19 protein-coding genes and 1 tRNA gene are annotated in these 22,179 nt (G+C 64.7%); 10 read left to right on the top strand and 10 right to left on the bottom strand.

Annotation, left to right across the window (positions count from 1 at the left end; all coding sequences use genetic code 11):
• The first annotated feature begins 2 nt into the window (after positions 1-2).
• Positions 3-1,589, top strand: a complete 1,587-nt coding sequence (locus tag T331_RS16870) for a PhoX family protein (protein WP_051621963.1) — start codon at positions 3-5, stop codon at positions 1,587-1,589.
• Entirely contained in the window at positions 1,589-2,020 is a 432-nt protein-coding gene (locus tag T331_RS0100685; protein WP_026438646.1) for a GNAT family N-acetyltransferase, read from the top strand. The genes T331_RS16870 and T331_RS0100685 overlap by 1 nt, the downstream gene beginning before the upstream one ends.
• On the opposite strand, the gene T331_RS0100680 is transcribed toward T331_RS0100685, so the two are convergent.
• The 5 genes from T331_RS0100680 to T331_RS0100660 form a co-directional block, all read right to left on the bottom strand.
• On the bottom strand, positions 1,992-2,408 hold the full coding sequence (locus T331_RS0100680) for an acyl-CoA thioesterase (protein ID WP_035178692.1): 417 nt from the start codon (positions 2,406-2,408) through the stop codon (positions 1,992-1,994). The genes T331_RS0100685 and T331_RS0100680 overlap by 29 nt on opposite strands.
• An 8-nt stretch (positions 2,409-2,416) precedes the next feature.
• A complete protein-coding gene (locus T331_RS0100675) occupies positions 2,417-3,085 on the bottom strand; it encodes a glutathione S-transferase family protein (RefSeq protein ID WP_008492889.1) in 669 nt (222 codons plus the stop codon).
• Positions 3,086-3,348: 263 nt separating this feature from the next.
• Positions 3,349-7,881, bottom strand: a complete 4,533-nt coding sequence (gene gltB / locus T331_RS0100670) for a glutamate synthase large subunit (protein WP_026438645.1) — start codon at positions 7,879-7,881, stop codon at positions 3,349-3,351.
• Between the two features lie 7 nt (positions 7,882-7,888).
• The gene (locus T331_RS0100665; protein WP_008492887.1) at positions 7,889-9,322 is read right to left on the bottom strand and encodes an NAD(P)-dependent oxidoreductase; all 1,434 of its coding nucleotides are present in this window, start codon (positions 9,320-9,322) and stop codon (positions 7,889-7,891) included.
• A gap of 233 nt (positions 9,323-9,555) precedes the next feature.
• Positions 9,556-10,494, bottom strand: a complete 939-nt coding sequence (locus tag T331_RS0100660; RefSeq protein ID WP_026438644.1) for a complex I NDUFA9 subunit family protein — start codon at positions 10,492-10,494, stop codon at positions 9,556-9,558.
• Positions 10,495-10,656: 162 nt separating this feature from the next.
• On the opposite strand from T331_RS0100660, the gene T331_RS0100655 reads away from it, so the two are divergent.
• The 7 genes from T331_RS0100655 (at position 10,657) to hpf (ending at position 16,316) form a co-directional block, all read left to right on the top strand.
• Positions 10,657-10,743: transfer RNA gene (locus T331_RS0100655), tRNA-Leu, on the top strand.
• Between the two features lie 44 nt (positions 10,744-10,787).
• Positions 10,788-11,420, top strand: coding sequence for a ribonuclease D (locus tag T331_RS0100650; RefSeq protein ID WP_026438643.1), 633 nt, complete (start codon positions 10,788-10,790; stop codon positions 11,418-11,420).
• Positions 11,421-11,648: 228 nt separating this feature from the next.
• Complete coding sequence (gene lptC / locus T331_RS16865) at positions 11,649-12,302, top strand: LPS export ABC transporter periplasmic protein LptC (RefSeq protein WP_008492883.1); 654 nt, start codon at positions 11,649-11,651, stop codon at positions 12,300-12,302.
• On the top strand, positions 12,299-13,249 hold the full coding sequence (locus tag T331_RS0100640; RefSeq protein WP_026438642.1) for an LptA/OstA family protein: 951 nt from the start codon (positions 12,299-12,301) through the stop codon (positions 13,247-13,249). The genes lptC and T331_RS0100640 overlap by 4 nt, the downstream gene beginning before the upstream one ends.
• Complete coding sequence (lptB, locus tag T331_RS0100635) at positions 13,246-14,022, top strand: LPS export ABC transporter ATP-binding protein (RefSeq protein ID WP_008492881.1); 777 nt, start codon at positions 13,246-13,248, stop codon at positions 14,020-14,022. The genes T331_RS0100640 and lptB overlap by 4 nt, the downstream gene beginning before the upstream one ends.
• Before the next feature lie 131 nt (positions 14,023-14,153).
• A complete protein-coding gene (rpoN, locus tag T331_RS0100625) occupies positions 14,154-15,653 on the top strand; it encodes an RNA polymerase factor sigma-54 (protein ID WP_035178689.1) in 1,500 nt (499 codons plus the stop codon).
• Positions 15,654-15,719: 66 nt separating this feature from the next.
• On the top strand, positions 15,720-16,316 hold the full coding sequence (hpf, locus tag T331_RS0100620) for a ribosome hibernation-promoting factor, HPF/YfiA family (protein ID WP_026438640.1): 597 nt from the start codon (positions 15,720-15,722) through the stop codon (positions 16,314-16,316).
• 117 nt (positions 16,317-16,433) lie between these two features.
• Here hpf and map read toward each other — a convergent pair whose 3' ends face one another.
• The 5 genes from map to T331_RS0100595 form a co-directional block, all read right to left on the bottom strand.
• The gene (gene map / locus T331_RS0100615; protein WP_008492878.1) at positions 16,434-17,237 is read right to left on the bottom strand and encodes a type I methionyl aminopeptidase; all 804 of its coding nucleotides are present in this window, start codon (positions 17,235-17,237) and stop codon (positions 16,434-16,436) included.
• A gap of 171 nt (positions 17,238-17,408) precedes the next feature.
• Positions 17,409-18,812 (bottom strand): class II fumarate hydratase, encoded by a 1,404-nt coding sequence (gene fumC, locus T331_RS0100610; RefSeq protein ID WP_026438639.1) that lies wholly within the window; start codon positions 18,810-18,812, stop codon positions 17,409-17,411.
• Positions 18,812-19,096: a hypothetical protein gene (locus tag T331_RS0100605; protein ID WP_051060181.1), complete on the bottom strand. Its 285-nt coding sequence runs from the start codon at positions 19,094-19,096 to the stop codon at positions 18,812-18,814. Before T331_RS0100605 ends, fumC begins: the two co-directional genes overlap by 1 nt.
• 36 nt (positions 19,097-19,132) lie before the next feature.
• On the bottom strand, positions 19,133-19,834 hold the full coding sequence (locus tag T331_RS16860; RefSeq protein ID WP_211248655.1) for a WecB/TagA/CpsF family glycosyltransferase: 702 nt from the start codon (positions 19,832-19,834) through the stop codon (positions 19,133-19,135).
• Positions 19,835-19,872: 38 nt separating this feature from the next.
• Positions 19,873-21,072 (bottom strand): porin family protein, encoded by a 1,200-nt coding sequence (locus T331_RS0100595; protein WP_162173867.1) that lies wholly within the window; start codon positions 21,070-21,072, stop codon positions 19,873-19,875.
• A gap of 46 nt (positions 21,073-21,118) precedes the next feature.
• On the opposite strand from T331_RS0100595, the gene T331_RS16855 reads away from it, so the two are divergent.
• Positions 21,119-22,165 (top strand): acyltransferase family protein, encoded by a 1,047-nt coding sequence (locus tag T331_RS16855; RefSeq protein ID WP_051621959.1) that lies wholly within the window; start codon positions 21,119-21,121, stop codon positions 22,163-22,165.
• Positions 22,166-22,179 lie beyond the last annotated feature (14 nt).

The raw sequence follows: 22,179 nt of genomic DNA, 5'->3' as shown, positions 1-22,179 counted from the left end.
CGATGCGCCGGCGCACGCTGCTGCTCTCCGGCATTGCCAGCCTCGCCGCCGGCGGGGCTGGCGCGCAGATGGCGGCGACCCCGCCTTATTATCTCGGCTACAACCCGGCCAACCCACAGGCGCCGGGGCTGGGTGACAAGATCGGCCCCGGCTTCTCACGGCTGGTGATCGCCCGCTGGGGCGATCTGCTGCAGCCGGATGCGCCGCCTTTCACCCCCGATGCGCTGAGCCTGGCGCAGGCGGATAACCAGTTTCCTTATGATGCGGTAATCGCGGCGCTGATCGCCCCGCCGCCGGCGCAGGATAATATCCCGCGCCTGGTGCTGGTGACGGCCAACCCGACCGCCCCGGCCAATATGCTGTTTCCCGGCGGGATGGACCATCCCGCCATCGCCGGGCGCGAGCAGGGTGTGACGGTGGTCAATCTGCAATATCAGGCCGGGCGCTGGGTGACGGTGGTGGGCGGCTATCAGACCCGCCGCCTCTCCGATGGCACGCTCTGCCAGCTCTCCGGCCCGGCCGCCGCGCAGGTGGGGAGCACGGTGCAAGGCGTGCTGGCGGTGCAGGCCGGCAGCGCCACGCCCTGGGGCAATGTGCTGCTGGCCGAGGGCGATGCCGGCCCCTGGCTCAACCGCCTCTCCGGCCTGGGCTTTGGCTATGGCGACCCGGGCCAGGGCGCGCGCTATGGCTGGGTGGTGGAGCTGGATGCGCTGAACCCGCTTTATATTCCGGTGAAGCGCACCGCCATCGGCCGCATCGCCCGCGCCGGGCTGCTCGCCACCCAGAGCAAGGATGGCCGCCCGGTGCTGTTCTTCACCCAGGACGCGCAGGCCGGCATGCTGTTCCGCTTCGTCGCCGCGACCAACGCCCAGGACGGCACCGCGCTCGATTCCGGCACGCTGAGCGTGGCGGTGCTGGGGGGCGATGGAATCGACTGGGTGGCCCTGCCGAATGACGTGCCGACTCTGGCGGGGCTGGCCAATGCCGGCGCCACCGCCGGCGGCGAGACCTTCGACGCTCCGGCCGGGCTGGCGCTGAGCCAGGATGGCGGCGCGCTCTATATGGCCTGTGCCGGCAACGCCCAGCGCAGTGTTGCCGATTCGCTGAATCCTGGCGGCGGCGAGGGGCATATCCTGCGCTTCACCCTGCCCGGCGGCGATGCCACAGCCCGGCATTTCCCCGCCACGCTGGCACTTGTCGCCGGCAATCCGGCGCTGCGCGAGGGCACGCAATACGGCCCCGGCAGCCAGGCCTGGCTGCGCAAGCCGCGCACGCTGGCGGTTGATCCGGCGGGCAATCTCTGGATCGGCACCGATCAGAAGGGCGATACCGAACAGAGCGCCGACGGGCTGTTCATCATGCAGACCAGCGGCCCAGCGACCGGCGCCCTGGCCTATGCCTATCTGGCGCCGGTGGGCGCCGCCGCCGGCGGTGTGGCCTTCGATGCCAACAGCAAGACCGCCTTTGGCGCGGTGCGCCATCCCGGCGCGACACCGGGGGCGAGCTTCGACCATCCGGAGACGCGCTGGCCGACCTTGCGGCCCAACATGCCGCCGCAGACCACCATCATCGGGCTGGTCACGCAATAATGGCCGAGATCCTGCGCGCTTTGCCCGGCTCGCCGGAGCTGGAGGCGTGTTTTGCGCTGCGCATGGCGGTGTTCGTGCAGGAGCAGAAGGTGTCGCCGGAGGAAGAGCTGGACGCGCTGGACGCCACCGCAACCCATGTACTGCTGCGCCATGAGGGCCAACCCGCCGCCACGGCGCGGGCGGTGGAAAAGGCGCCAGGCGTGTGGAAGATCGGCCGGGTCGCCGTCGCCGCCCCGTTCCGCAAATTCGGGCTGGGCAAGGCGGTGATGCAGGGCATCGAAGCCGCCTGCCCTGCCCGCTCATTCATGCTGGAAGCCCAGACCCATGCGATCGGGTTCTACGAGGCGCTCGGCTATGTCGCGGAAGGGCCGGTCTATCTCGATGCCGGCATCCCGCACCGGCTCATGCGGAAGGTCGTGCAAACGCCATAAGCCTGGCGCGCAGATCGTCCGGCACCGGAACCGGCTTGTGGGTCTTGGCGTCGATCAGCACCAGCACCGTCTTCGCCTGCGCCACCAGCCGCCCCTCCTGGAACATCGCCTGCTCGATCACCATCGAGGTCCGGCCGATCGAGGCCAGGGCGGTGCCGGTCTCGACAATGCCGGGCCAGAATAATTCCGCCCGGTAATCCAGCTCCAGCCGCGCCGCGACAATGCCGTATGCCGAGTCCCAGAAGCCGGGGACGATCTGCTCCAGCAAATCCGTCCGCGCCGTTTCCAGATAGGTGACAAAGACGGCGTTATTCACATGGCCTTGCCGGTCCACATCGCTATAGCGGATCTTATCGTGGGATTTCAGCGGGAAATCGGAAAGCTGCATGGCCCGCCTCAGAAATCCAGATCGGTATAATGCGGCGGCGGGGTCATGCCGTTGACGCGGTCGGAGAGGATGGCGCGGAAGCTCGGGCGGGATTTGATCCGCGCATACCATTCCTTGGCCGCGGGCGAGACCGACCAATCGACATCGCCCATGAAATCCAGCGTGGAGAGCTGGGCGGCGGCGGCGAAATCCGCGACCGAGAGGCCCGAGCCCGCGAGCCAGCGGCGATGCTCCGCCAGCCAGCCGATATAGAGCAGATGCTGCTTCAGATTCGCATAACCGGCGCGCAGCGCGTTGGCATCCGGCGAGCCCAGCTTCAGCGCCGGCTTCAGCTGCTTTTCCCAATACAGGTTGCGGGTTGCTTCCTGGTAGAATTTCTCATCGAACCAGGCGACGAGGCGGCGGGTTTCCACACGCTCGGGCTGGGCGCGGCTGATCAGCGCCGTGTCCGGGTAGGCTTCTTCGAGATATTCGCAGATCACCCGCGAATCGGGGATGACCAGCCCGTTATCCTCGATCAGCGTCGGCACGGTGCAGGCCGGGTTCAGCTCCAGATAGCTGTCCTGGCGTTCCCAGATTTTCTCGGCCCGCAGCTCGAAGGGCAGACGTTTTTCCGCCAGCACCATGCGGACTTTGCGCGAATAAGGTGAGAGCGGCAGGTGATAGAGGATTCGCATGGCGCCTCTTATGGCAGGGGGCATTTTTTAACAAAAGCGGCCCCGCCGAGATTTTTCGCGCATGGGACACATGAACGCGGCGCGCATGAAAACGGCGCGAGGGCCAAAGCCACTCGCGCCGTTATGGGTGGAAAAACTGCCCCCCAGAGCCAAAATTTGCAAAAGTTTTTGGGGGGCGTAGGCGGCCAAGGTTCCATCGCCGCATCGCGGCGATGGAAAGCCGCCGGAGGGGTGGGGGCTTTTTTCAAAAAGCCCCCACGACTTCACGCCGACTGCGCCTGCTCCGTCTCATCCAACGGCGCCGCCAGATATTTCACGAACTCCTTCGGCACGATCTGCCAGAAATGTGGGGCCTCGCGCTCCCAGTCATTCAGCAGTGTCGCGGCGTAGCGGCTTTCCGTCTCGGCGACATGGCGCTCCACCAGCCCCTTGAGCACGCCGGCCCAGTGGCTGGAATTCACCCGCTGCCAGTGCAGCGTCTCCTTGTTCATGCGCTTCTCGAAGATATTCGCACGGTCATAGACAAAGGCCACGCCGCCGGTGAAGCCGGCGCCGAAATTGTCGCCAACCTCGCCCAGGATCACCACCGTGCCGCCGGTCATATATTCGCAGGCATTGGAGCCCGCACCTTCAATCACCGCATTGGCGCCGGAGTTGCGCACCGCGAAGCGCTCACCCGCCAGACCCGCCGCGAACAGAGCGCCACCGGTGGCACCATAGAGGCAGGTATTGCCGATGATGGTGTTCTCGTTGGTCTTGAGCTTGGAGGACGGGCCGGTGCGCACCACGATGGTGCCGCCGGAGAGACCCTTGCCGACATAGTCATTGGCATCGCCCACCACTTCCAGCTTCAGCCCGTTCACCGCGAAGGCGCCAAGACTTTGCCCGGCGGAGCCGCGCAGCCGCACGGTCACGTGGTCTGGCTGTAGCTTCACCTTGCGGTATTTGGCGACGATCTGCGAGCTGAACTTGGTGCCGATGGCGCGATGGGTGTTGCGGATATTGTACTGCAACTGCATCTTCTCGCCGCTCTTGAAGAAGGGCTCGGCATCCTTGATCATCTGCGCATCCAGCGTCTCCGGCACCTCGTTGCGGCCCTCGCGGGTGCAGAAGCGGGCATAGGGGCCGGGATCGGCCTGAGCCAGGATCGGGTTGAGATCCAGATCGTCCAGATAATCCGCGCCGCGCGAGACCTGATGCAAGAGATCAGTGCGGCCGATCACCTCATGCAGGCTGCGGAAGCCGAGCTGGGCCAGGATTTCGCGCACTTCCTCGGCCACGAAGGAGAACAGGTTGATCACCTTCTCCGGCGTGCCCTCGAACTTCTTGCGCAGCTCCTCATCCTGGGTGCAGACGCCGACCGGGCAGGTGTTGGAATGGCACTGGCGGACCATGATGCAGCCCATCGCCACCAGAGAGGCGGTGCCGATGCCGAACTCTTCCGCCCCCAGCATCGCGGCGATGACGACGTCACGGCCGGTCTTCAGGCCGCCATCGGTGCGCAGCACCACGTGATGGCGCAGCCGGTTGAGCATCAGCACCTGATGCGCCTCCGAAAGCCCCATCTCCCAGGGCATGCCGGCATATTTCACCGAGCTTTGCGGGGAGGCGCCGGTGCCGCCGACATGGCCGGAGACCAGGATCGCATCCGCCTTCGCCTTCGCCACACCGGCGGCGATGGTGCCGATGCCCGAGCGCGCCACCAACTTCACGCACACCGTGGCGCGCGGGTTGATCTGCTTCAGGTCATAGATCAGCTGCGCCAGATCCTCGATCGAGTAGATATCGTGATGCGGCGGCGGCGAGATCAGCGTCACCCCCGGTGTGGCATGGCGCAGCTTGGCGATCAGCCCAGTGACCTTGAAGCCGGGCAGCTGCCCGCCCTCGCCGGGCTTCGCACCCTGCGCCACCTTGATCTCGATCTCCTTGCAATCATTCAGATATTCCGCGGTGACGCCGAAGCGCCCCGAGGCGATCTGCTTGATCGCGGAGGAGGCATTATCGCCATTCGGGCGCGGCTCGGCGCGGGCCGGGTCCTCGCCGCCCTCACCGGAATCCGAGCGCGCGCCGATGCGGTTCATCGCGATCGACAGCGTCTCATGCGCCTCGGGGCTCAGCGCGCCCAGCGAGATGCCAGGCGCCAGCAGCCGCTTGCGGATTTCGGTGATGCTCTCCACCTCGTCCACCGAAATCGCGGACCGGCCTTCCGTACGGAAATCCAGCAAATCGCGCAGCGCCACCGGCTTCTGCTTGCGCACCATCTCCGAATATTTCTTGAACATCCGGTAGGAGCCGGTGCCGACGGCGGTTTGCAGCAGATGGATGGCGTTATTGTCGAAGGCATGCGCCTCGCCGGAGCGGCGCAGGCGGTATTGCCCGCCGACATCGAGCGTGACCACATTGCCGCTCCACGCCTTCTCATGCAGCTCCAGCACTTTCTGCGCGATGCCGGGCAGGCCGATGCCGGAAATGCGCGAGGGCATGCCGGGGAAGAACTCACCCACCAGCGCGCGGGACAGCCCGATGGCCTCGAAATTATAGCCGCCGCGATAGGAGGAGATGACGGAAATGCCCATCTTGGACATCACCTTCAACAGCCCCTTATCCACCGCCTTCTTGTAGCGGGCGACGCATTCCTTCAGCGAGAGCGCGCCGAACAGCCCGCGCGCATGGCGGTCCGCAATGCATTCCTGCGCCAGATAGGCATTCACCGAGGTCGCCCCCACACCGACCAGCACCGCGAAATAATGCACATCCAGGCATTCGCTGGAGCGGACATTGAGCGAGGTGAAGGTCCGCAGGGACTGGCGGACCAGATGCGTATGCACCGCACCGGTGGCGAGGATCATCGGGATCGGCGCACGCTCGGGGCTCATCGCCTCGTCGGTGAGGATCACGTGTGTGCAACCGGCGCGCACCCCTTCCTCGGCCTCGCGGCGGATGCGCTCCAGGGCGCGGCGCAACCCACCCTCCCCGTTCGCGATCTTGAAGGTGGCATCGACCACACAGGCGGCATCGCCCATAGTGCGGCGCATCGCCTCGAACTCTGCGGTGGAGAGCACCGGGCTCTCCAGCTGCAGCAGGTCGCACTGCTCCTCATTCTCGTCCAGCACGTTGCCGAGATTGCCCAGGCGGGTTTTCAGCGACATCACCCGGGTTTCGCGCAAGCTGTCGATGGCCGGGTTGGTCACCTGGCTGAAGCTCTGGCGGAAGAAATGATGCATGCCGCGATATTTGTCGGAGAGCACCGCGATCGGCGCGTCATCGCCCATCGAGCCGATGGCCTCCTGCGCGGTTTCCACCATCGGGTGCAGGATCAGCTCCATATCTTCCAACGAGAAGCCGACGGCGAGCTGGCGGCGGCGCAAGCCCTCCGCATCCAGGCGCACCGGCTCCGGCGCGTCGGTCTTCACGATATGGTCGATGACGGTGATGCGCTTGGTCCAGGCGGCGAAATCCTGTCGCGCCGCCAGCATGTCCTTCAGCTCGCCATCATGATAGAATTTGGTGTCCTGCAGATCGACGGCGATGGTCTGGCCGGGGCCGACCGCGCCTTTCTCGATGATGTCTTCCTCATCGAACTTCACCATGCCGGTCTCGGAGCCGACCACCAGCATATTATGGCGGGTGATCGAGTAGCGCAGCGGACGCAGCCCGTTGCGGTCGAGCCCGGCGATGACGAAGCGGCCATCGGTGGCGCAGACGGCGGCCGGGCCGTCCCACGGCTCCATCACCGCGGCGCAGTAGGAGAACAGATCCTTATGGGCCTGCGGCATCGTCGCGTCGGAACTGAGCGAGGGCGGGATCATCAGCGCCTTGGCCATCGGCGCGTCGCGCCCGGCGCGCACCAGCAGCTCGAACACATTATCCAGCGCCGCCGTGTCGGAGCCATGCGCCTGCACCACCGGCTTCACATAATCCAGGAATTCATCGAGCCCTTCGGCGCCCAGACGGGTTTCGTGGCTCTTCATCCAGTTGATATTGCCGGCGACGGTGTTGATCTCGCCATTATGCGCCAGCATCCGGAAAGGCTGGGCCAGCTTCCAGGTCGGGAAGGTGTTGGTGGAATAGCGCTGGTGATAGATGGCAAAGCGCGAGACGAAGCGCTCATCCAGCAGATCCGGGTAGAATTCCGTCAGGCTCTCTGCCAGGAACATACCCTTATAGACAATGGAGCGGCAGGAGAGCGAGCAGAGATAGAGCTCGGGCACCTGCGCCTCGATCGCCGCCTTCTCGATCTTGCGGCGGATAATGTAGAGCTCGCGTTCGAACTCATCCTCGGAAATGCCGCGGGCATTCCAGAGCATGATCTGCTCGATCTCGGGGCGGGTGGCATTCGCCTTCTCGCCGATGCAGGCGACATTGATCGGCACCTGGCGCCAACCATAGATGCGATAGCCGAAGCTCAGAATCTCGGTCTCGACGATCTGGCGGCAGCGCTCCTGGGCTGAGAGATCGGTCTTGGGCAGGAACACCATGCCCACCGCGATCGGCCCGCCATGCAGCCGGTCGCCGCCGCGCTTGACCTCGTCGGCGAAGAAATCCTGCGGGATTTCGATGTGGATGCCGGCGCCATCGCCGGTCTTGCCATCGGCATCGACGGCGCCGCGATGCCAGACGGCCTTCAGCGCGTCGATGCCGGCCTGCACGATGTCCCGGCGCTTCTTGCCATCCAAGGCGGCGACAAGGCCGACGCCGCAGGCATCATGTTCCATGTCGCGCGAATAGGTGTGCTCCAGGGCCTGAACATTGGCGTCCCAGGCGGCGAGGAATTCGGGTGCGGTTTCGTGATTCATCTTGGGATTACTCCGCGGCCTGCGCGATGTGTGCGGCTTGGATGGAACGATGGATGGCGGCGGCGGCGTCACGGCCATCGCGAATGGCCCAGACGACCAGCGAGGCGCCACGCACAATGTCACCGGCGGCATAAACGCCGGGCAGCGAGGTTTCGAAAGTCTTCGAATCGACCTTCAGCGTGCCCCAGCCGGTGAGCTTCAGCGCCGGCTCATTGAAAGCGCCCGGCAGCTCTTCCGGGTCATAACCCAGCGCCTTGATCACCAGATCCGCCTTAACGGTAAAGGACGAACCCTCGATCGGCTCGACCGACTGGCGGCCGGAGGCGTCGGGCATGCCCAGATGCATGCGCACGGCGCGCACGCCGGTGATCTTGTCGTCGCCCAGGAAGGCTTCCGGGGCGGAGAGCCAGGTGAAGGTGACCCCTTCCTCTTCGGCGTTCTTCACCTCGCGCAAGCTGCCCGGCATGTTCTGCTTGTCGCGACGATACAAGCAGGTGACGGATTTGGCGTCCTGGCGGATGGCGGTGCGCACGCAATCCATCGCGGTATCGCCACCGCCGATCACCACCACATCCTTGCCGGCGGCGTTCAGCAGGCCGGACTCATAATCCGGCACCGCATCGCCCAGGCTCTTGCGGTTGGAGGTGATCAGATAATCCAGCGCCTTGACGATCCCGGGCAGGCCGGCACCGGGTCCGCCGATTTCGCGCGCCTTGTAAACGCCGGTGGCGATCAGCACCGCGTCATGATCCTGACGCAGCTGCGCGAACGGGATCGCGCCGCCGATATCGGCATTGAGCACGAACTTCACCCCGCCCTCTTCCAGCCATTTCCAGCGGCGCAGCACGATCTCCTTCTCCAGCTTGAAGCCGGGAATGCCATAGATCAGCAGCCCGCCGACGCGGTCATGCCGGTCATACACCGTCACCTGATAGCCCTGGGCGCGCAGCCGCTCCGCCGCCGCCAGCCCGGCCGGTCCGGCACCGATGATGCCGACACTCTGCGGCCGCTCGGCGATGGGGGAAATCGGCTTCACCCAATCATTCTCGAAAGCGGTATCGGTGATATAGCGCTCGACCGCGCCGATTGTGACCGATTCGAAGCCTTTTTCGATCACGCAATTACCCTCGCACAGCCGGTCCTGCGGGCAGATGCGGCCACAAATCTCGGGAAATGTGTTGGTTGCGGAGGAAAGCTCATACGCTTCCTCAAGCCGCCCCTCGGCGGTGAGCTTCAGCCAGTCCGGGATATTATTGGAGAGCGGGCAATGCACCGAGCAGAACGGGATCCCGCATTGCGAGCAGCGGCTGGCCTGCTCGGCGGCTTTTTCCGGCACGAACTTGTCGTAAATCTCGTTGAAATCCTCGCGGCGCAGCGTGGCCGGACGTTTCTCCGGGGTCTGCTGCGGCAGATTGATGAATTTCAGCATGCGCTCGGCCATGTTTCGCCTCGTTCGTCTGGGATCGTCGTCGGGTTCGCCCGTCAACAAAGCGCGACACCGCAAGCGGCGCCGCGCCTGGAAGCGTGCGTTGCAGACACCCTTAACGAAGTTTTTCGCGGAACGCCAAGGGTTTTTTTGAATTAGGTCGCAGTTTAATACCTAATTTCGCAAAAACCCTTCATAGAGCACGAGGGCGCGTGGGAAATTTTCTCATATTAGGTATCTATTCGGACCTAATAATTGAAAATATCAGCGTGGCGGCGGCCTGTGGCGCGATATCGTTGCAGATAGCCAGGCAGGATCAGATCCAGCCGCTTGGGCGCGATGCCCAGCGTCTCGAACCCAAGCGCCCCGGGAGCGACGACATTATCGCTGGCGAGCAAAATGATCTGATCCCCGGTCAGCCCGGCCATCGGCAGGCTGGCGATCAGCCGGGCCAGCCCCACCGGCATGTCCCAGATCCAGCAATCACGGTCGATGATATCCAGCATCTGGCGCATCAGCGCCCGGAAGCTCTTCTGCTCCGGCCCGCCCAGCTCGAAAATCTGCCCCTCGGCCTGGGGGTAGAGGGCGAGCATCGCCGCATCCGCGACATCGCCGACAAAAACCGGCTGGAATTTCGTCTCCCCATAGACGATCGGCAGGATCGGCGAGACCACCGCCATCTTGGCGAAGCGGTTGAAGAACTCATCCTGCGGCCCGAACACGATGGAAGGGCGCAAAATCGCCGCGCGCGGATGCGCGGCGCGCACCGCCTGCTCACCCTCGCCCTTGCTGCGCGCATAAGAGGAAGCGCTGGCCGGATTCGCCCCGATGGCCGAGACATGCACCAGCCGCGCCCCGGCCGCATAAGCCAGCCGCGCCACCCGCCCGGCCCCTTGCGCATGGGTGCGGCCAAAATCGCCCGTCCGCGATTCGGCCAATATGCCAGCGAGATTGATGACGATCTGCGCGCCCTCGATCGCCCGCATGCAGGCGGCCTCGTCACTCACTGGCGCGTAAAGCGGCACCACCTGGCCGACATCGCCCATCGGTTTCAGGAATTTCGCGCCTTCAACATCGCGCACCGCCGCCCGCACCCGGTACCCGGCCTCGGCCAGGCGTTGCACAATATGCCGGCCCAAAAAGCCTGAAGCCCCGAAAACCGTAGCAATTCCGTGCGCCGCGCCCATGAAATCCCCCTTGTTGAGTTGCTTGCAAATGTAAGGCTTGAAAAAAATCTCTCAAGTCGAGTTGACGTGATGTGACGGGACAGTTAAACGCCCGTCCCACGACGCCACGGTGTCGGGACGGCAAGCTGAACGAAAGCGAAGCGAGCCTGAAAAAATGGTCAAGCCCAGGTGGCGGAATTGGTAGACGCACTAGCTTCAGGTGCTAGCGCTCGCAAGGGCGTGGAGGTTCGAGTCCTCTCCTGGGCACCATTTTTTCCTGTTTTTCCAAAACATTGAAAACCAAAGTTAAGACGATGACGAGCAGCATTCAGCTTCACCAGCATGATCTGCCGGCCGGGTTGTCGCTCGGCCCGCTCGTCGCCGTCGATACCGAGACGATGGGGCTCAACCCGCATCGCGACCGACTCTGCCTGGTGCAGCTGTGCGCCGGGGACGGCATTGCGCATCTGGTGCAGATCATCCCCGAATCGCTCGGCGGCCAAGGCGCGAATTGCCCCAATCTCAAAGCCTTGCTGGCCGATCCTGAGGTCACCAAGCTGTTCCATTACGGGCGGTTCGATATCGCTGCCCTTTATAATGCGTTTGGCGTGCTCACCGCCCCGGTGATCTGCACCAAGATCGCCTCCAAGCTGGTCCGCACCTATACCGACCGGCATGGGCTGAAGGAGCTGTGCCGGGACCTCGCCGGGGTGGATATTTCCAAGCAGCAGCAGAGCAGCGATTGGGGGAGTACCAGCCTGACCGCCGAGCAGCTCACCTATGCCGCCTCGGACGTGCTGTATCTGCACCTGATCTGGGAGAAGCTGCGCGCGCTGCTGGTCCGCGAAAATCGCCTCGCCCTCGCCGAATCGGCCTATCGCTTCCTGCCGACGCGGGCCCAGCTGGACCTGCTGGGCTATCAGGAGCCCGATCTCTTCAGCCATTAACGTTAGGTTACACAGAGTTGCGTAACGCGTGTTGACCGGTGTTGAGACGCTGTTCATACCGTAGAGAATGAGATCGATTTTCGGGCCTCGCGGCGACGCATGCACGACGCCCTTGCCAAAGGGCATCGCCGGGGCGCAGATTTGCCCCGCTCCCGCCTTATTTGAGCGGCAGGATCGAGACATGGCTCGCTTTATGGTTTTCATGGTTCCTTCGCGCAAGGAGACCGCATGAATCACATTCCGCAGGCGCCCCGCAATTCCGTGCTGGATGAAATCCGCCGGCAGCGCCAACCGGCCGCCGATAAACTGACCAAGCGCAGCCTGCGGGTGACGCTGCTCAAACGCGCCTTGCCGGCGGCGGCTCTGCTGTTGCTGGTGGCGCTGGCCTTGGCGCCCTCCTGGCATTCCAGCGCCAACCGCGTCACGTATCATGTGACCGCCGGCGCCAGCACCCAGGCCTCGCGTATGCAAGGCGCGACCTATCATGGCCGCGACCAGCAGGGCCAGCCTTACACCGTCACCGCCAGCAGCGCCGTGCAGCAGGGCGACGATAATGTCGCCCTCGTCGCGCCGCAGGGGGACATCACCTTGAAATCCGGCTCCTGGCTGTCGCTGAAATCGGCGAATGGTGATTATCACCAGAAAAGCGACAGGCTGGAGCTGGGCGGCGGTGTGACGTTGTATCGCAATGACGGTACCGTGGTGACCACCCAGCGCAGCGCCATCGATCTGCACGCCGGCGATGCAACCAGCACCGATCCGGTGCAGGTGACCGGGCCTTTCGGCACGCTGAACGCGCAGAAGGGCTTTACCTTGACCGGGCGAGGCAGCAAAATCACCTTCAATGGTCCCGCGACGCTGACACTCACACAGGTTCAATGAAATTCATTTATCTCCTGCCGGCCGCGGCCCTCGCCGCCGCGCCGGCCCATGCGCAGGATTTGAATCTGGGTGGCCAACCCGGGGCAGCGCCGGTGCCGATTCAGATCACCGCCCAGCAGGGTATCACCTGGTCGCAGGATGCGCAGACCGTCACCGCCAATGGCGATGCCAAGGCGGTGCGCGGGGATGTCACCGTCACCGCCGACCAGCTGGTGGCGCATTATGTGAAAAAGGCCGCGAGCGGCACCACTGCGCCGGCCGGCACGCCAGCGCAAGCCGCCGCCGCTTCCCAGCCCACCAGCGCCAATGGCGGCACCGACGGGCTGGACCAGGGCAATGCCCAGCTGACCGAGCTGGATGCAATTGGCAACGTCCATATCTATACCCCCACCGATAATGCCTGGGGCGATCACGCGGTTTATTCCATGGCCCAGCAGGTGCTGGTGCTCACTGGCCAGCATCTGAAACTGACCACCCAGCACGACACCGTCACCGCCAAGGATTCGATCGAATATTACGCCGGCGAGCATAAGGCGATTGCGCGCGGCAACGCGCTGATCGTCGCCGATGACGGTCGCTCCATCGCCGCTGATGTCATTGTCGGCTATTTCGCGGCGCAGGCGGATAACGCGAAGCCGGGCACCAAACCCGTCGCAGCGAGCAGCCCCGATGCGCTGGGCCAGGCCGGCAATCTGCAGAAGGTGGAAGCGTTCGGACATGTGGTGATCAAGACCACCACCGATACCGCCACCGGCGATCGCGGCATTTATCTGCCCCCCACCGGGCAGGCGCGGCTGGGCGGCAATGTGCATATCATCCATGGGCCGAACGAGCTGGAGGGCGCGGACGCCCTGGTGAACATGAAGACCGGCGTGGCCACCTTGCTGGCCGGCCCGGGCGGGCATGTCTCCGGCGTGGTGCTACCCAATTCCGGCAAGACCAAATGAGCATGACGATCGACACGGCTTTGATGAGCCAAACCGGCCCGCTGGGCGAGCAAACCGGGCTGGTGGCGCAGGGCCTCGGCAAGCGCTTCAAGAAACGCCCGGTGGTACGCAATGTCTCGCTGTCGGTGAAACGCGGCGAGGCGGTGGGGCTGCTCGGCCCCAACGGTGCGGGCAAGACCACCACTTTCTACATGATCGTCGGGCTGATCGGCCCGGATAGCGGCACCATCTCGCTGGATGGCGCCGAGATCGGCGGGCTGCCGATGTATCGCCGCGCCCGCCTTGGCATCGGCTATCTGCCGCAGGAGGCCAGCGTGTTCCGCGGGCTGAATGTCGAGCAGAACATCATGGCCGCGCTCGACATGGTCGAGCAGGATGCCGACAAGCGCGAGGAGATGCTGACCGAGCTGCTGGCGGAGTTCTCCATCTCGCATCTGCGCCGCACCCCGGCGCTGGCCCTCTCCGGCGGTGAGCGCCGGCGCGTGGAAATCGCCCGCGCTTTGGCCACCGGCCCCAGCTATATCCTGCTCGATGAGCCGCTGGCCGGCATCGACCCGATCGCGGTGGGCGAGATCCGCGATCTGGTCGCGCATCTGAAGCATCGTGGCCTGGGCGTGCTGATCACCGACCATAATGTCCGCGAGACGCTGGAGATCATCGACCGCGCTTATATTCTCTATGACGGCCAGGTGCTGATGGAAGGCACGCCCGACCAGGTGGTGGCGCATGAGGATGTGCGGCGGGTCTATCTTGGCGAGAAATTCAGCCTGTAGGCTGGCTTAAAGGGGGCGCAGGCCCTCTTTTTCATGCGCCAAATCCGCCGCGCCGAAATGCTGCGCGGCACCATGCAGGTTTCGCGCCAAACGCCCTTTGACAAAGATGAAAACCGCGCTAGGTTTCTGGCATGGCTTTTGCTCCGTCCTTCGCGCCGCGGTTGGATTTACGCCAGTCTCAGTCGCTGGTGATGACCCCGCAATTGCGCCAGGCGATCCAGCTGCTGCAGTTCACCAACCTCGAGGTCAGCGCCTATATCGAGGAAGAACTCCTTAAAAATCCGCTACTTGAGCAAGATGATGGCGGCGAGACGGTCACCGCCTTGGAGCCCCCCACCGCAGCGCAAGCGGCCGATTTGCCCGAAGATACAGCAAGCCTGACACTGGCCGGAATGCTGCCTGAAGCGGGATCGGCGCCGCTGGATATGGATAGCAGCAATGTCTATGACGCAGGCACAAACGCCGATGGCTATAGCGCCAGCCGCCTGGGTGGCGATGGCGATGAGGACTGGAACGCCATCGACGCGCTGGGGGCTCAGCGCCTTTGTCTGCGCGAACATCTTGAGCAGCAGGCGCGTCTGGCCTTCGCTGGCCGCGAGGAGCGGCTGATCGCCAGCATGATGATCGCGACCCTCGATCCCGCTGGCCGGCTGGGCGACACGCCGGAGGCTCTGGCCGGCGCGCTGGGGGTGGAGCTGTCCCGGTTCGAAGCGGTGCGCACCGTGATGATGCATTTCGACCCGGTCGGCGTCTTCGCCACCAGCCTGGCGGAATGTCTCGCGGCACAGCTGGCCGAGCTGAACCGGCTGGACCCGGCGATGCAGGCGCTGCTCGATCATCTGCCGCTGCTGGCAAAGCGTGAGATGCGCGCGCTGCAGGAGCTGTGCGGTGTGGATGCGGCGGATCTCGCCGATATGGTGGCCGAGCTGAAGCGCCTCGACCCCAAACCCGGCGCGCGCTTTGAGTCCGAGCCGCTGCGCCCGCTGATCCCCGACGTGCTGATGCGCCCCGCCCCGGTACGCGACGAGGAGGGCAGCGACTGGCTGCTGGAAATCAACCCGGAGACGATGCCGCGCCTGCTCATCCGCCGCGGCTTTCATGCCCGCATCCTGGCCTCCGCCAACAAGGAGACCAAGAGCTTCCTCTCCGAGCAGTTGCAAGGGGCGACTTGGCTGGTGAAGGCGCTGGAATCCCGCGCCCAGACCATCCTGCGCGTCGCCGCCGAGATCGTGCGCCGGCAGGACGGGTTTTTCCATCACGGCATCTCGCATCTGCGCCCCTTGACCCTGCGCGACATCGCCGTGGAGCTGGGGTTGCATGAAAGCACCGTCTCGCGCGTCACCTCCAACAAATCCATCGCCACCCCGCGCGGGATTTTCGAGCTGAAATTCTTTTTCACCACCGCTTTGGCGGGGGCGAATGGAGAAACCCACTCGGCGGAAACCGTTCGTTATCGAGTTGCGCAGATCATCGGCCAGGAGAGTCCGAAAAATATTTTGTCGGATGACGCCATCGCATCAATATTACAGAAAGAAGGCATAGACATAGCACGGAGGACCGTGGCCAAATACAGGGAAGCGCTGCGTATTCCCGGCTCGGCGCAGCGTAAGCGGGAGAAAATGCCCGCCTAGTCCTGACGCGAAAGAGTGGCGTCAGGCAGCCTGAAATCAGAGCCGGTTTGTGTTCGGGAGAAGACCATGCAGTTAACGGTCTCTGGCAAGCAAGTTGAACTGTCCGACGCTTTGCGTGTGCATGTGGACAAGCAACTCGGCACGATTACCGCCAAATATTTCGATCACGCGCTTGAGGCACAGGTGACCTTCAGCAAGGCCCGAAGTTTCTTTACTTGCGACATCAACCTTCATGCCGGCCGCGGCATCACGGTGCGCGGCGAGGGCGAGGCGGCGGATGCGCGCGCCGCCTTTGAGGACGCGGCCGAGCATATCGCCAAGCGGCTGCGCCGCTACCGGCGCCGGGTCTCCGCGCATCAGCGCGACCTCGGCAAGATCAAGCCGGAAATGGCCCGCGCCTATGTGCTGGCGCATGAGCCGGACGAGGAGGAGGAGCATGAGGCGCCCCCCAACGGCCATGAGGCGGTGCAGATGGAGCTGCACGCCACCGTCATCGCCGAGGACACCACCACCATCGAGACGCTGACCGTGCGCGATGCGGTGATGAAGATGGATCTGGCCTTTCAGCCGGTGATGATGTTCCGCAATTCCAAGACTGGCGGGCTCAACGTCGTTTATCGACGCGGGGATGGCCATGTTGGGTGGATTGATCCGAATGGTTGAGGGGTAAGAGGTGGGGGTGTTTTTGGAAAAACACCCCCACCCCTCCGGCGCCATTCCAACGCCGCTGCGCGACGTTGGAACCTTGGGCGCCTCCGCCCCCCAAAAACTTTTGCTCTTTTAGGCCTCGTAGGGCGGGCGGGTGTAGCCTTTTGGCGAGACCGTGAAGATTTCGGCGCCGGTTTCGGTGACGCCGATCATGTGTTCGAACTGCGCCGAAAGCGAGCGGTCGCGCGTCACCGCCGTCCAGCCATCATCCAGGATCTTCACATCCGGGCGGCCGATATTCACCATCGGCTCGATGGTAAAGAACATGCCCGGCTTCAGCACCGCCCCTTCCCCGCGCTTGCCGAAATGCAGCACATTCGGCGGCTCGTGGAAGCGCTGGCCAATGCCATGGCCGCAGAAATCCCGCACCACCGAGAAACGCTGCGCCTCGACATATTGCTGGATCACATAGCCGATATCGCCAAAGGTCGCGCCCGGCTTCACCGCCGCGATGCCGCGCATCAGCGCCTCATAGGTCACGTCGATCAAGCGTTTGGCGCGGGTATTGGCATTGCCGGCCACATACATCCGGCTGGAATCGCCGTACCAGCCATCCAGGATCACCGTCACGTCGATATTCAGCACATCCCCGTCCAGCAGCTTCCGGTCGCCCGGAATGCCGTGACAGACGACATGATTGATCGAGGTGCAGATGGATTTCGGATAGCCGCGATAATTCAACGGCGCCGGCACCGCATTATGGGCGAGGATGAACTCATGGCACAGCGTGTTCAGATGCTCGGTGGTGACACCGGGGGCGACATGTTCGGTGATCATATCCAGCGTCTCGGCGGCGAGCTTGCCCGCCGCGCGCATCGGCGCGAAATCCTCCGGTTTGTAGATCGTGATCCGGCGTGAATCGGCACCGCCATCCATAAGCAAATATCCTCGATTGGTCAGGGCAAGGTTGCTAGCACATCTCGCCCGCGCGCCGCAAAATTCGCGCTTAGAGCGCTTTCAGGCTGACCGTAAACGCTCAGCGCGCTCTAGCTCTGTGTTTTGGCAAGCAACATGACCCTGACTGGGTCCAGTCAGGGTCATGTTGTTCTAAACGCTCAGCGGTGCGGTCATCGCCTGGGGTTTCACCCATTCATCGAACTGCGCGCCGCTCAGCGCTCCGCTGGCCAGGGCGGCCTCACGCAAGGTCAGCCCTTCCCGATGCGCCTTCAGCGCGATCTCAGCCGATTTCGAGTAGCCGATATGCGGGTTCAAAGCCGTCACCAGCATCAGATTGGCAGCCAAATTCTCCGCAATTTTACCCCGCGCCGGTTCGATGCCTTCGGCGCAATGGGCGCAAAAACTCTCCAGCGCGTCGGCCAGCAAATTCACGCTGTCGAGATGATTGCTGAGCATCACCGGCTTATAGACATTGAGCTGGAAATTCCCCTGCGAGCCGCCAAAAGCCACGGCATGGTCGTTGCCGAACACCTGCACCGCCACCATGGTCAGCGCCTCGCACTGGGTCGGGTTGATCTTGCCGGGCATGATCGAGGAGCCGGGCTCGTTTTCCGGGATCAGCAGTTCGCCGATGCCGGTGCGCGGGCCGGAGGCATACCAGCGCACATCATTGGCAATCTTCATCGCCGCCCCCGCCAGCACCCGCACCGCGCCGGAGGCTGCCACCAGCGCGTCATGCGCGGACAGGGCCGCGAATTTGTTGGGCGCGGTGATGAAGGGGTGGCCGGTTTCCTCGGCAATAAACGCGGCCGCCGTGGCGCCGAAATTCGGATGCGCGTTCAGCCCGGTGCCCACCGCGGTGCCGCCCACCGCCAGCTCATACAGCCCGGCCAGCGAGAGATCGATCCCCTCCGCGGCCTGATCCAGCTGCGCCTGCCAGCCGGAAATCACCTGGCCCAGCGTCACCGGGGTGGCATCCTGCAGATGGGTGCGCCCGGTCATCACCACATCGCCATAAGCCAGCGCCTTGGCGCGGAAGACATCCGAGAGCCGGGCGATGGCCGGCAACAGCTTCGCCTTGGTGGCCTCCACCGCGGCGATATGCATCACGGTCGGGAAAGTGTCGTTGGAGGACTGGCTGTGATTGACATCATCATTCGGGTGGATCGGCTTTTTGCTGCCGACCACCCCGCCGGCAATCTGAATGGCGCGGTTGGAGATCACCTCATTGGCATTCATGTTGCTCTGGGTGCCGGAGCCGGTCTGGAACACCACAAGCGGGAATTCCTCATCCCATTTGCCGTCGATCACCTCCTGCGCCGCCTGCACGATCAGCTGCGCCTTTTCCTCCGGCAGCTGCCCCAGTGCCTGGTTGGCCAGCGCGCAGGCTTTCTTCAGAATGCCAAAGCCGCGAATGACCTCGCGCCCCCACACATAACGCGACCGGCCGATCTTGAAATTCTCCAGGCTGCGCTCGGTCTGCGCGCCCCAGAGCCGGTCGGCTTGCACCGCCACGTCGCCCAGCGCGTCATGTTCAATCCGTGTTGTGGCCATCACCAATTCCCATGCAAAAACCCGAGGGCCGGGAGAGGTTTCCACCGGCGGGGCAGATCCGTGCGGCGGATCGGCCTTATCATGTAACGTGGGGCTGGCTGGTCGGTTCTTTCAAGGAAGCTCGCATAAGCGCGCACCTGGGCTTCGCGCCACGCCTGATCGCGCAAGGCCTGCGCCCGGTTGGGGAAGATCTCGGCGATGCGGATCACCCGGCCGATCACGGCGACCACGGCCCAGAGCGAATCTTCGCCGCCCCGGCGCTTTTCGGGAGGAAGTGACTCCAAATCCGGTCTCCTGCTGGAGGCTTGAGGGATGCGTTGTTATCCGCCCTCTCGCGCGCGATGGCCAGACCGAATTTCAGCCAGCCCCAAAGCCAGCAGCAAACGCGGCCCAGCCAGCAGATAGCGCCGTGCCAGCCGGCGCGGCTCCCGGATGAGCCGATGCAGCCATTCCAGCCCGGCCCGGCGCATCCAGAGCGGGGCGCGCCGCGCCGTGCCGGCGGCAAAGGCGAGCGCCGTGCCGATGCACAGCCCCACCCCGCTGCCCCCGCCCTCGCGCCAGAGCCGGTGGGCGAGGATCTCCTGCACCGGCGAGCCGACCGCGAAGAAGCTGACCCGCGGTTGCAGCTGGCGCAGGAAATCCAGCACATCCTCCTGCGCGGCGAGATTGGTGAGCAGCCCCATCGGCGGCGCGTGGCGGTGAAACAGGATTGCCGGGTAGCGTAATCGTAGCGCTGCGAAATCAGCATCCGCCATGCCGATCACCGCAACCCGCATCCCCGCCAGGCGCGGCAGCAGATCCGCGGTGAGGTCCGCGCCGGTGACCACTGGCGGGGTGGCGCGGCCAAACAGCCCGAGCAGCCGGGCGAGGCAGCGCGAATCGAACAAACAGAGCCAGGCCTCCTGGTAGAGCGGCCGCAGCCCCGGCTGGCGGCGCAGCCGTTCCAGATGATCGACATTCGGGGTGACGACGTATCTGAAATCCGCCGCCTCCGCCTGGGCCAGAATGGCGGTGGCGGTCATCCTCATATCCCCTGTCGCAAAGCGCAGCCCGAAGCGTTTCATGGCGTCCAGCTCACCCCCATCGTCATCACATGCTCATTGGCGGCGCCAAGCTGGGGCGATTGCCGGTCATTGAAGCCATAGCGCAGCTCCAGCGCGAGGAAGGGGCTGAGTTGCCAGGCGACCGTGGCGCCGAGATTGACCAGGGTTTCCCGCAGATCCCCATGCAGATAATCGGCCTGCGAGACCTCCCCTTGCGCCTTGAACGAGAGCTGTTGCAGCCCGGCGCGCAGCAGGGTGAATTTGGCGGCGCTGAGCGTGTAGGGCAGCGCGCTGACCCGGTCCGGGTCGTCCAGCTCGCGGACCAGATTCAGCCGCAGCTCGTCGAGCCGGTCGGGCGCCCAATCCAGGCGGATTTCCAGCGCCGGGGTGAGCAGTGCCGGCCCCTGGCGCGGCAGCCGCCCGGCCCCGCCGGCCAGCACCGAGACCGACCAGAGCCCGCTCGCCTGCTCACGCACCCCGCCGAGCAGGGCGAGATTGGTGGCATCCTGCGCCACGATCCGCCCATCCGAGAGATCCCCGCGCAGCGCCAGCAAATAGCTCACCGGCGCGCCGTCATTATAGGCAAGCCGCAAGGCCGGGCGCAGGTCGCTGCGGTCCTGCGCCGGGGCGTCGGGGAAGCGCAGCAGGCTGGCGGAGAGTTCCGGGGTGATGGTCAGCGCCGCCTGGGTGATGGCATCGTTCAGCCGGATCTGTGACAAGGTGAAGGGCAGTGGGCGGGCGAGGCTGCCGGCCCCGATGGCAAAGCCGGTCTCCGCCCCCCGCACGAAGCCACCCGCCAGGGTAAGGGTCTGGCGCGCCATGGTGAAGCCCTGCCCCACCGCCAGCGCCGCCATGGTGGAGGATTGCGGCTGGTCCTGCGGATAAAGGCTGGGGCTGACCAGCGCATAGGCGCCGAACCCCGCCACCGGGTCGCTCACCGCCAGGCTGGGCGAAAGCTGCACCAGCATCGAGCCGGCGGCACCATTCGGCGCGCTGTCATACCCGCTGGTGGCACTCAATGTGGGGCTGAGGCTGAGCGTGCCGAACCGCCAGCCGGTGGCGCCAAGCGCCCGCCCCTGCCGGGGGGTGAGAGCGGGCGCACCCGGCGCAAAGCCGGGGATGGTGACGGGCAACAGATCATCCAGCATCTGCGCGCCGGCGCCGGCGGGCCAGCAGAGCAGAACCAGGCACAACCAGGATGCGAGATCACGCGACACGGTTTCTGATACCACTCTAAGTGGAATAATGTTAATAACAAAACAAATGAACGCTGAGATTTCCGCACGCCGCCAGGATATCGACATGGCCAAGGGCCTCGCCATCACCCTGGTGGTGTTCGGCCATATCGTGGCGCGCCAGGACCCCGCCCAGGTGCAATGGTACGAGCCGCTGCGCCGCGCGATCTATGCGTTTCATATGCCGTTCTTCCTGTATCTGAGCGGCTTCGTGGCGGCGGCCTCGGGCTTTCTCGTGCGCGGGCGGGCGGGCTTTGGCGCGGCGTTGCAGGAGCGCGCGCAACGTTTGCTGCTGCCGTTTTTCGCGCTGGGGCTGCTCATTCTCGCCGGCAAGCTGGTGGCGGCGCGCTTCATCGCCGTGGACAATACGCCACCCAGCCTCACCGCCGGGCTGACCGGGCTGTTCTGGCAGACCGAGGCCAGCCCAGCGCTGAGTGTGTGGTATCTGTTCGTCCTGTTCGTGCTGGTGCTGGCGACGCGCTGGGCGCTGGATGGGCAGATCGAACGGCTGGCGAATCTGCTGGCGCTGGCGCTGCTGGCCTATTGGCTGCCGGTGCCGGGCTATCTCTATGCCGACCGGCTGACCGGCTACGCGCCGTTCTTTCTGCTGGGGGCGCTGGCGGGGTTTGCCCGGGCGAGCTGGGAGCGCTGCCTCACCCGCCTCTGGCGGCCGGCTTTGCTCTGCCTGCTGGCGGGGCTGAGTGTCGTCGCGCTATGGGGGCAGGACTGGCCGCAGCCTTTCTACATGCTGCCGCTCGGTGTGATCTCGATGCCGGCCCTGCATGGCGCGATGCGGGCCTTGCGGGCGCAGAGGGCGCGCGCCGCGCTGCTCGTCCTCGGGCGGGCCAGCTTTGCCATCTATCTCGGCAACACCATCTGCATCGGGCTCGCCAAGGGCATGATGCTGCGGCTGGGCTCCTGGAACGGCTCGCATTTCCTGCTCTTCGCCCCGGCGCTGATGGCGGCGGGATTGTTCGGGCCGATCTTATGCCGGGCAGCGTGGCTGCTCATCCAGGACCATGGTTGGCCGCCCCTGCCCCCGCGCATGCGCCACAGCCACGAGCACCACAGCTGAAAGGAGCAGTACGT

The sequence above is a fragment of the Acidocella facilis ATCC 35904 genome (assembly GCF_000687875.1).
Taxonomy (GTDB): domain Bacteria; phylum Pseudomonadota; class Alphaproteobacteria; order Acetobacterales; family Acetobacteraceae; genus Acidocella; species Acidocella facilis.
The sequence above is the reverse complement of the archived record's forward strand: the minus strand, read 5'-3'. Positions and strand labels throughout refer to the sequence as shown.

Coding starts and splice junctions, on each gene's coding strand:
- T331_RS16860 (WP_211248655.1), bottom strand. CDS start 19,834: ATGACCGCCACCGCCATTCTGGCCCAGGCGGAGGCGGCGGATTTCAGA.
- hpf (WP_026438640.1), top strand. CDS start 15,720: ATGCAGTTAACGGTCTCTGGCAAGCAAGTTGAACTGTCCGACGCTTTG.
- gltB (WP_026438645.1), bottom strand. CDS start 7,881: ATGAATCACGAAACCGCACCCGAATTCCTCGCCGCCTGGGACGCCAAT.
- T331_RS0100665 (WP_008492887.1), bottom strand. CDS start 9,322: ATGGCCGAGCGCATGCTGAAATTCATCAATCTGCCGCAGCAGACCCCG.
- T331_RS0100640 (WP_026438642.1), top strand. CDS start 12,299: ATGAAATTCATTTATCTCCTGCCGGCCGCGGCCCTCGCCGCCGCGCCG.
- T331_RS0100685 (WP_026438646.1), top strand. CDS start 1,589: ATGGCCGAGATCCTGCGCGCTTTGCCCGGCTCGCCGGAGCTGGAGGCG.
- T331_RS0100675 (WP_008492889.1), bottom strand. CDS start 3,085: ATGCGAATCCTCTATCACCTGCCGCTCTCACCTTATTCGCGCAAAGTC.
- T331_RS0100660 (WP_026438644.1), bottom strand. CDS start 10,494: ATGGGCGCGGCGCACGGAATTGCTACGGTTTTCGGGGCTTCAGGCTTT.
- lptB (WP_008492881.1), top strand. CDS start 13,246: ATGAGCATGACGATCGACACGGCTTTGATGAGCCAAACCGGCCCGCTG.
- map (WP_008492878.1), bottom strand. CDS start 17,237: ATGGATGGCGGTGCCGATTCACGCCGGATCACGATCTACAAACCGGAG.
- rpoN (WP_035178689.1), top strand. CDS start 14,154: ATGGCTTTTGCTCCGTCCTTCGCGCCGCGGTTGGATTTACGCCAGTCT.
- T331_RS16855 (WP_051621959.1), top strand. CDS start 21,119: ATGAACGCTGAGATTTCCGCACGCCGCCAGGATATCGACATGGCCAAG.
- T331_RS16870 (WP_051621963.1), top strand. CDS start 3: ATGCGCCGGCGCACGCTGCTGCTCTCCGGCATTGCCAGCCTCGCCGCC.
- T331_RS0100680 (WP_035178692.1), bottom strand. CDS start 2,408: ATGCAGCTTTCCGATTTCCCGCTGAAATCCCACGATAAGATCCGCTAT.
- fumC (WP_026438639.1), bottom strand. CDS start 18,812: ATGGCCACAACACGGATTGAACATGACGCGCTGGGCGACGTGGCGGTG.
- T331_RS0100650 (WP_026438643.1), top strand. CDS start 10,788: ATGACGAGCAGCATTCAGCTTCACCAGCATGATCTGCCGGCCGGGTTG.
- lptC (WP_008492883.1), top strand. CDS start 11,649: ATGAATCACATTCCGCAGGCGCCCCGCAATTCCGTGCTGGATGAAATC.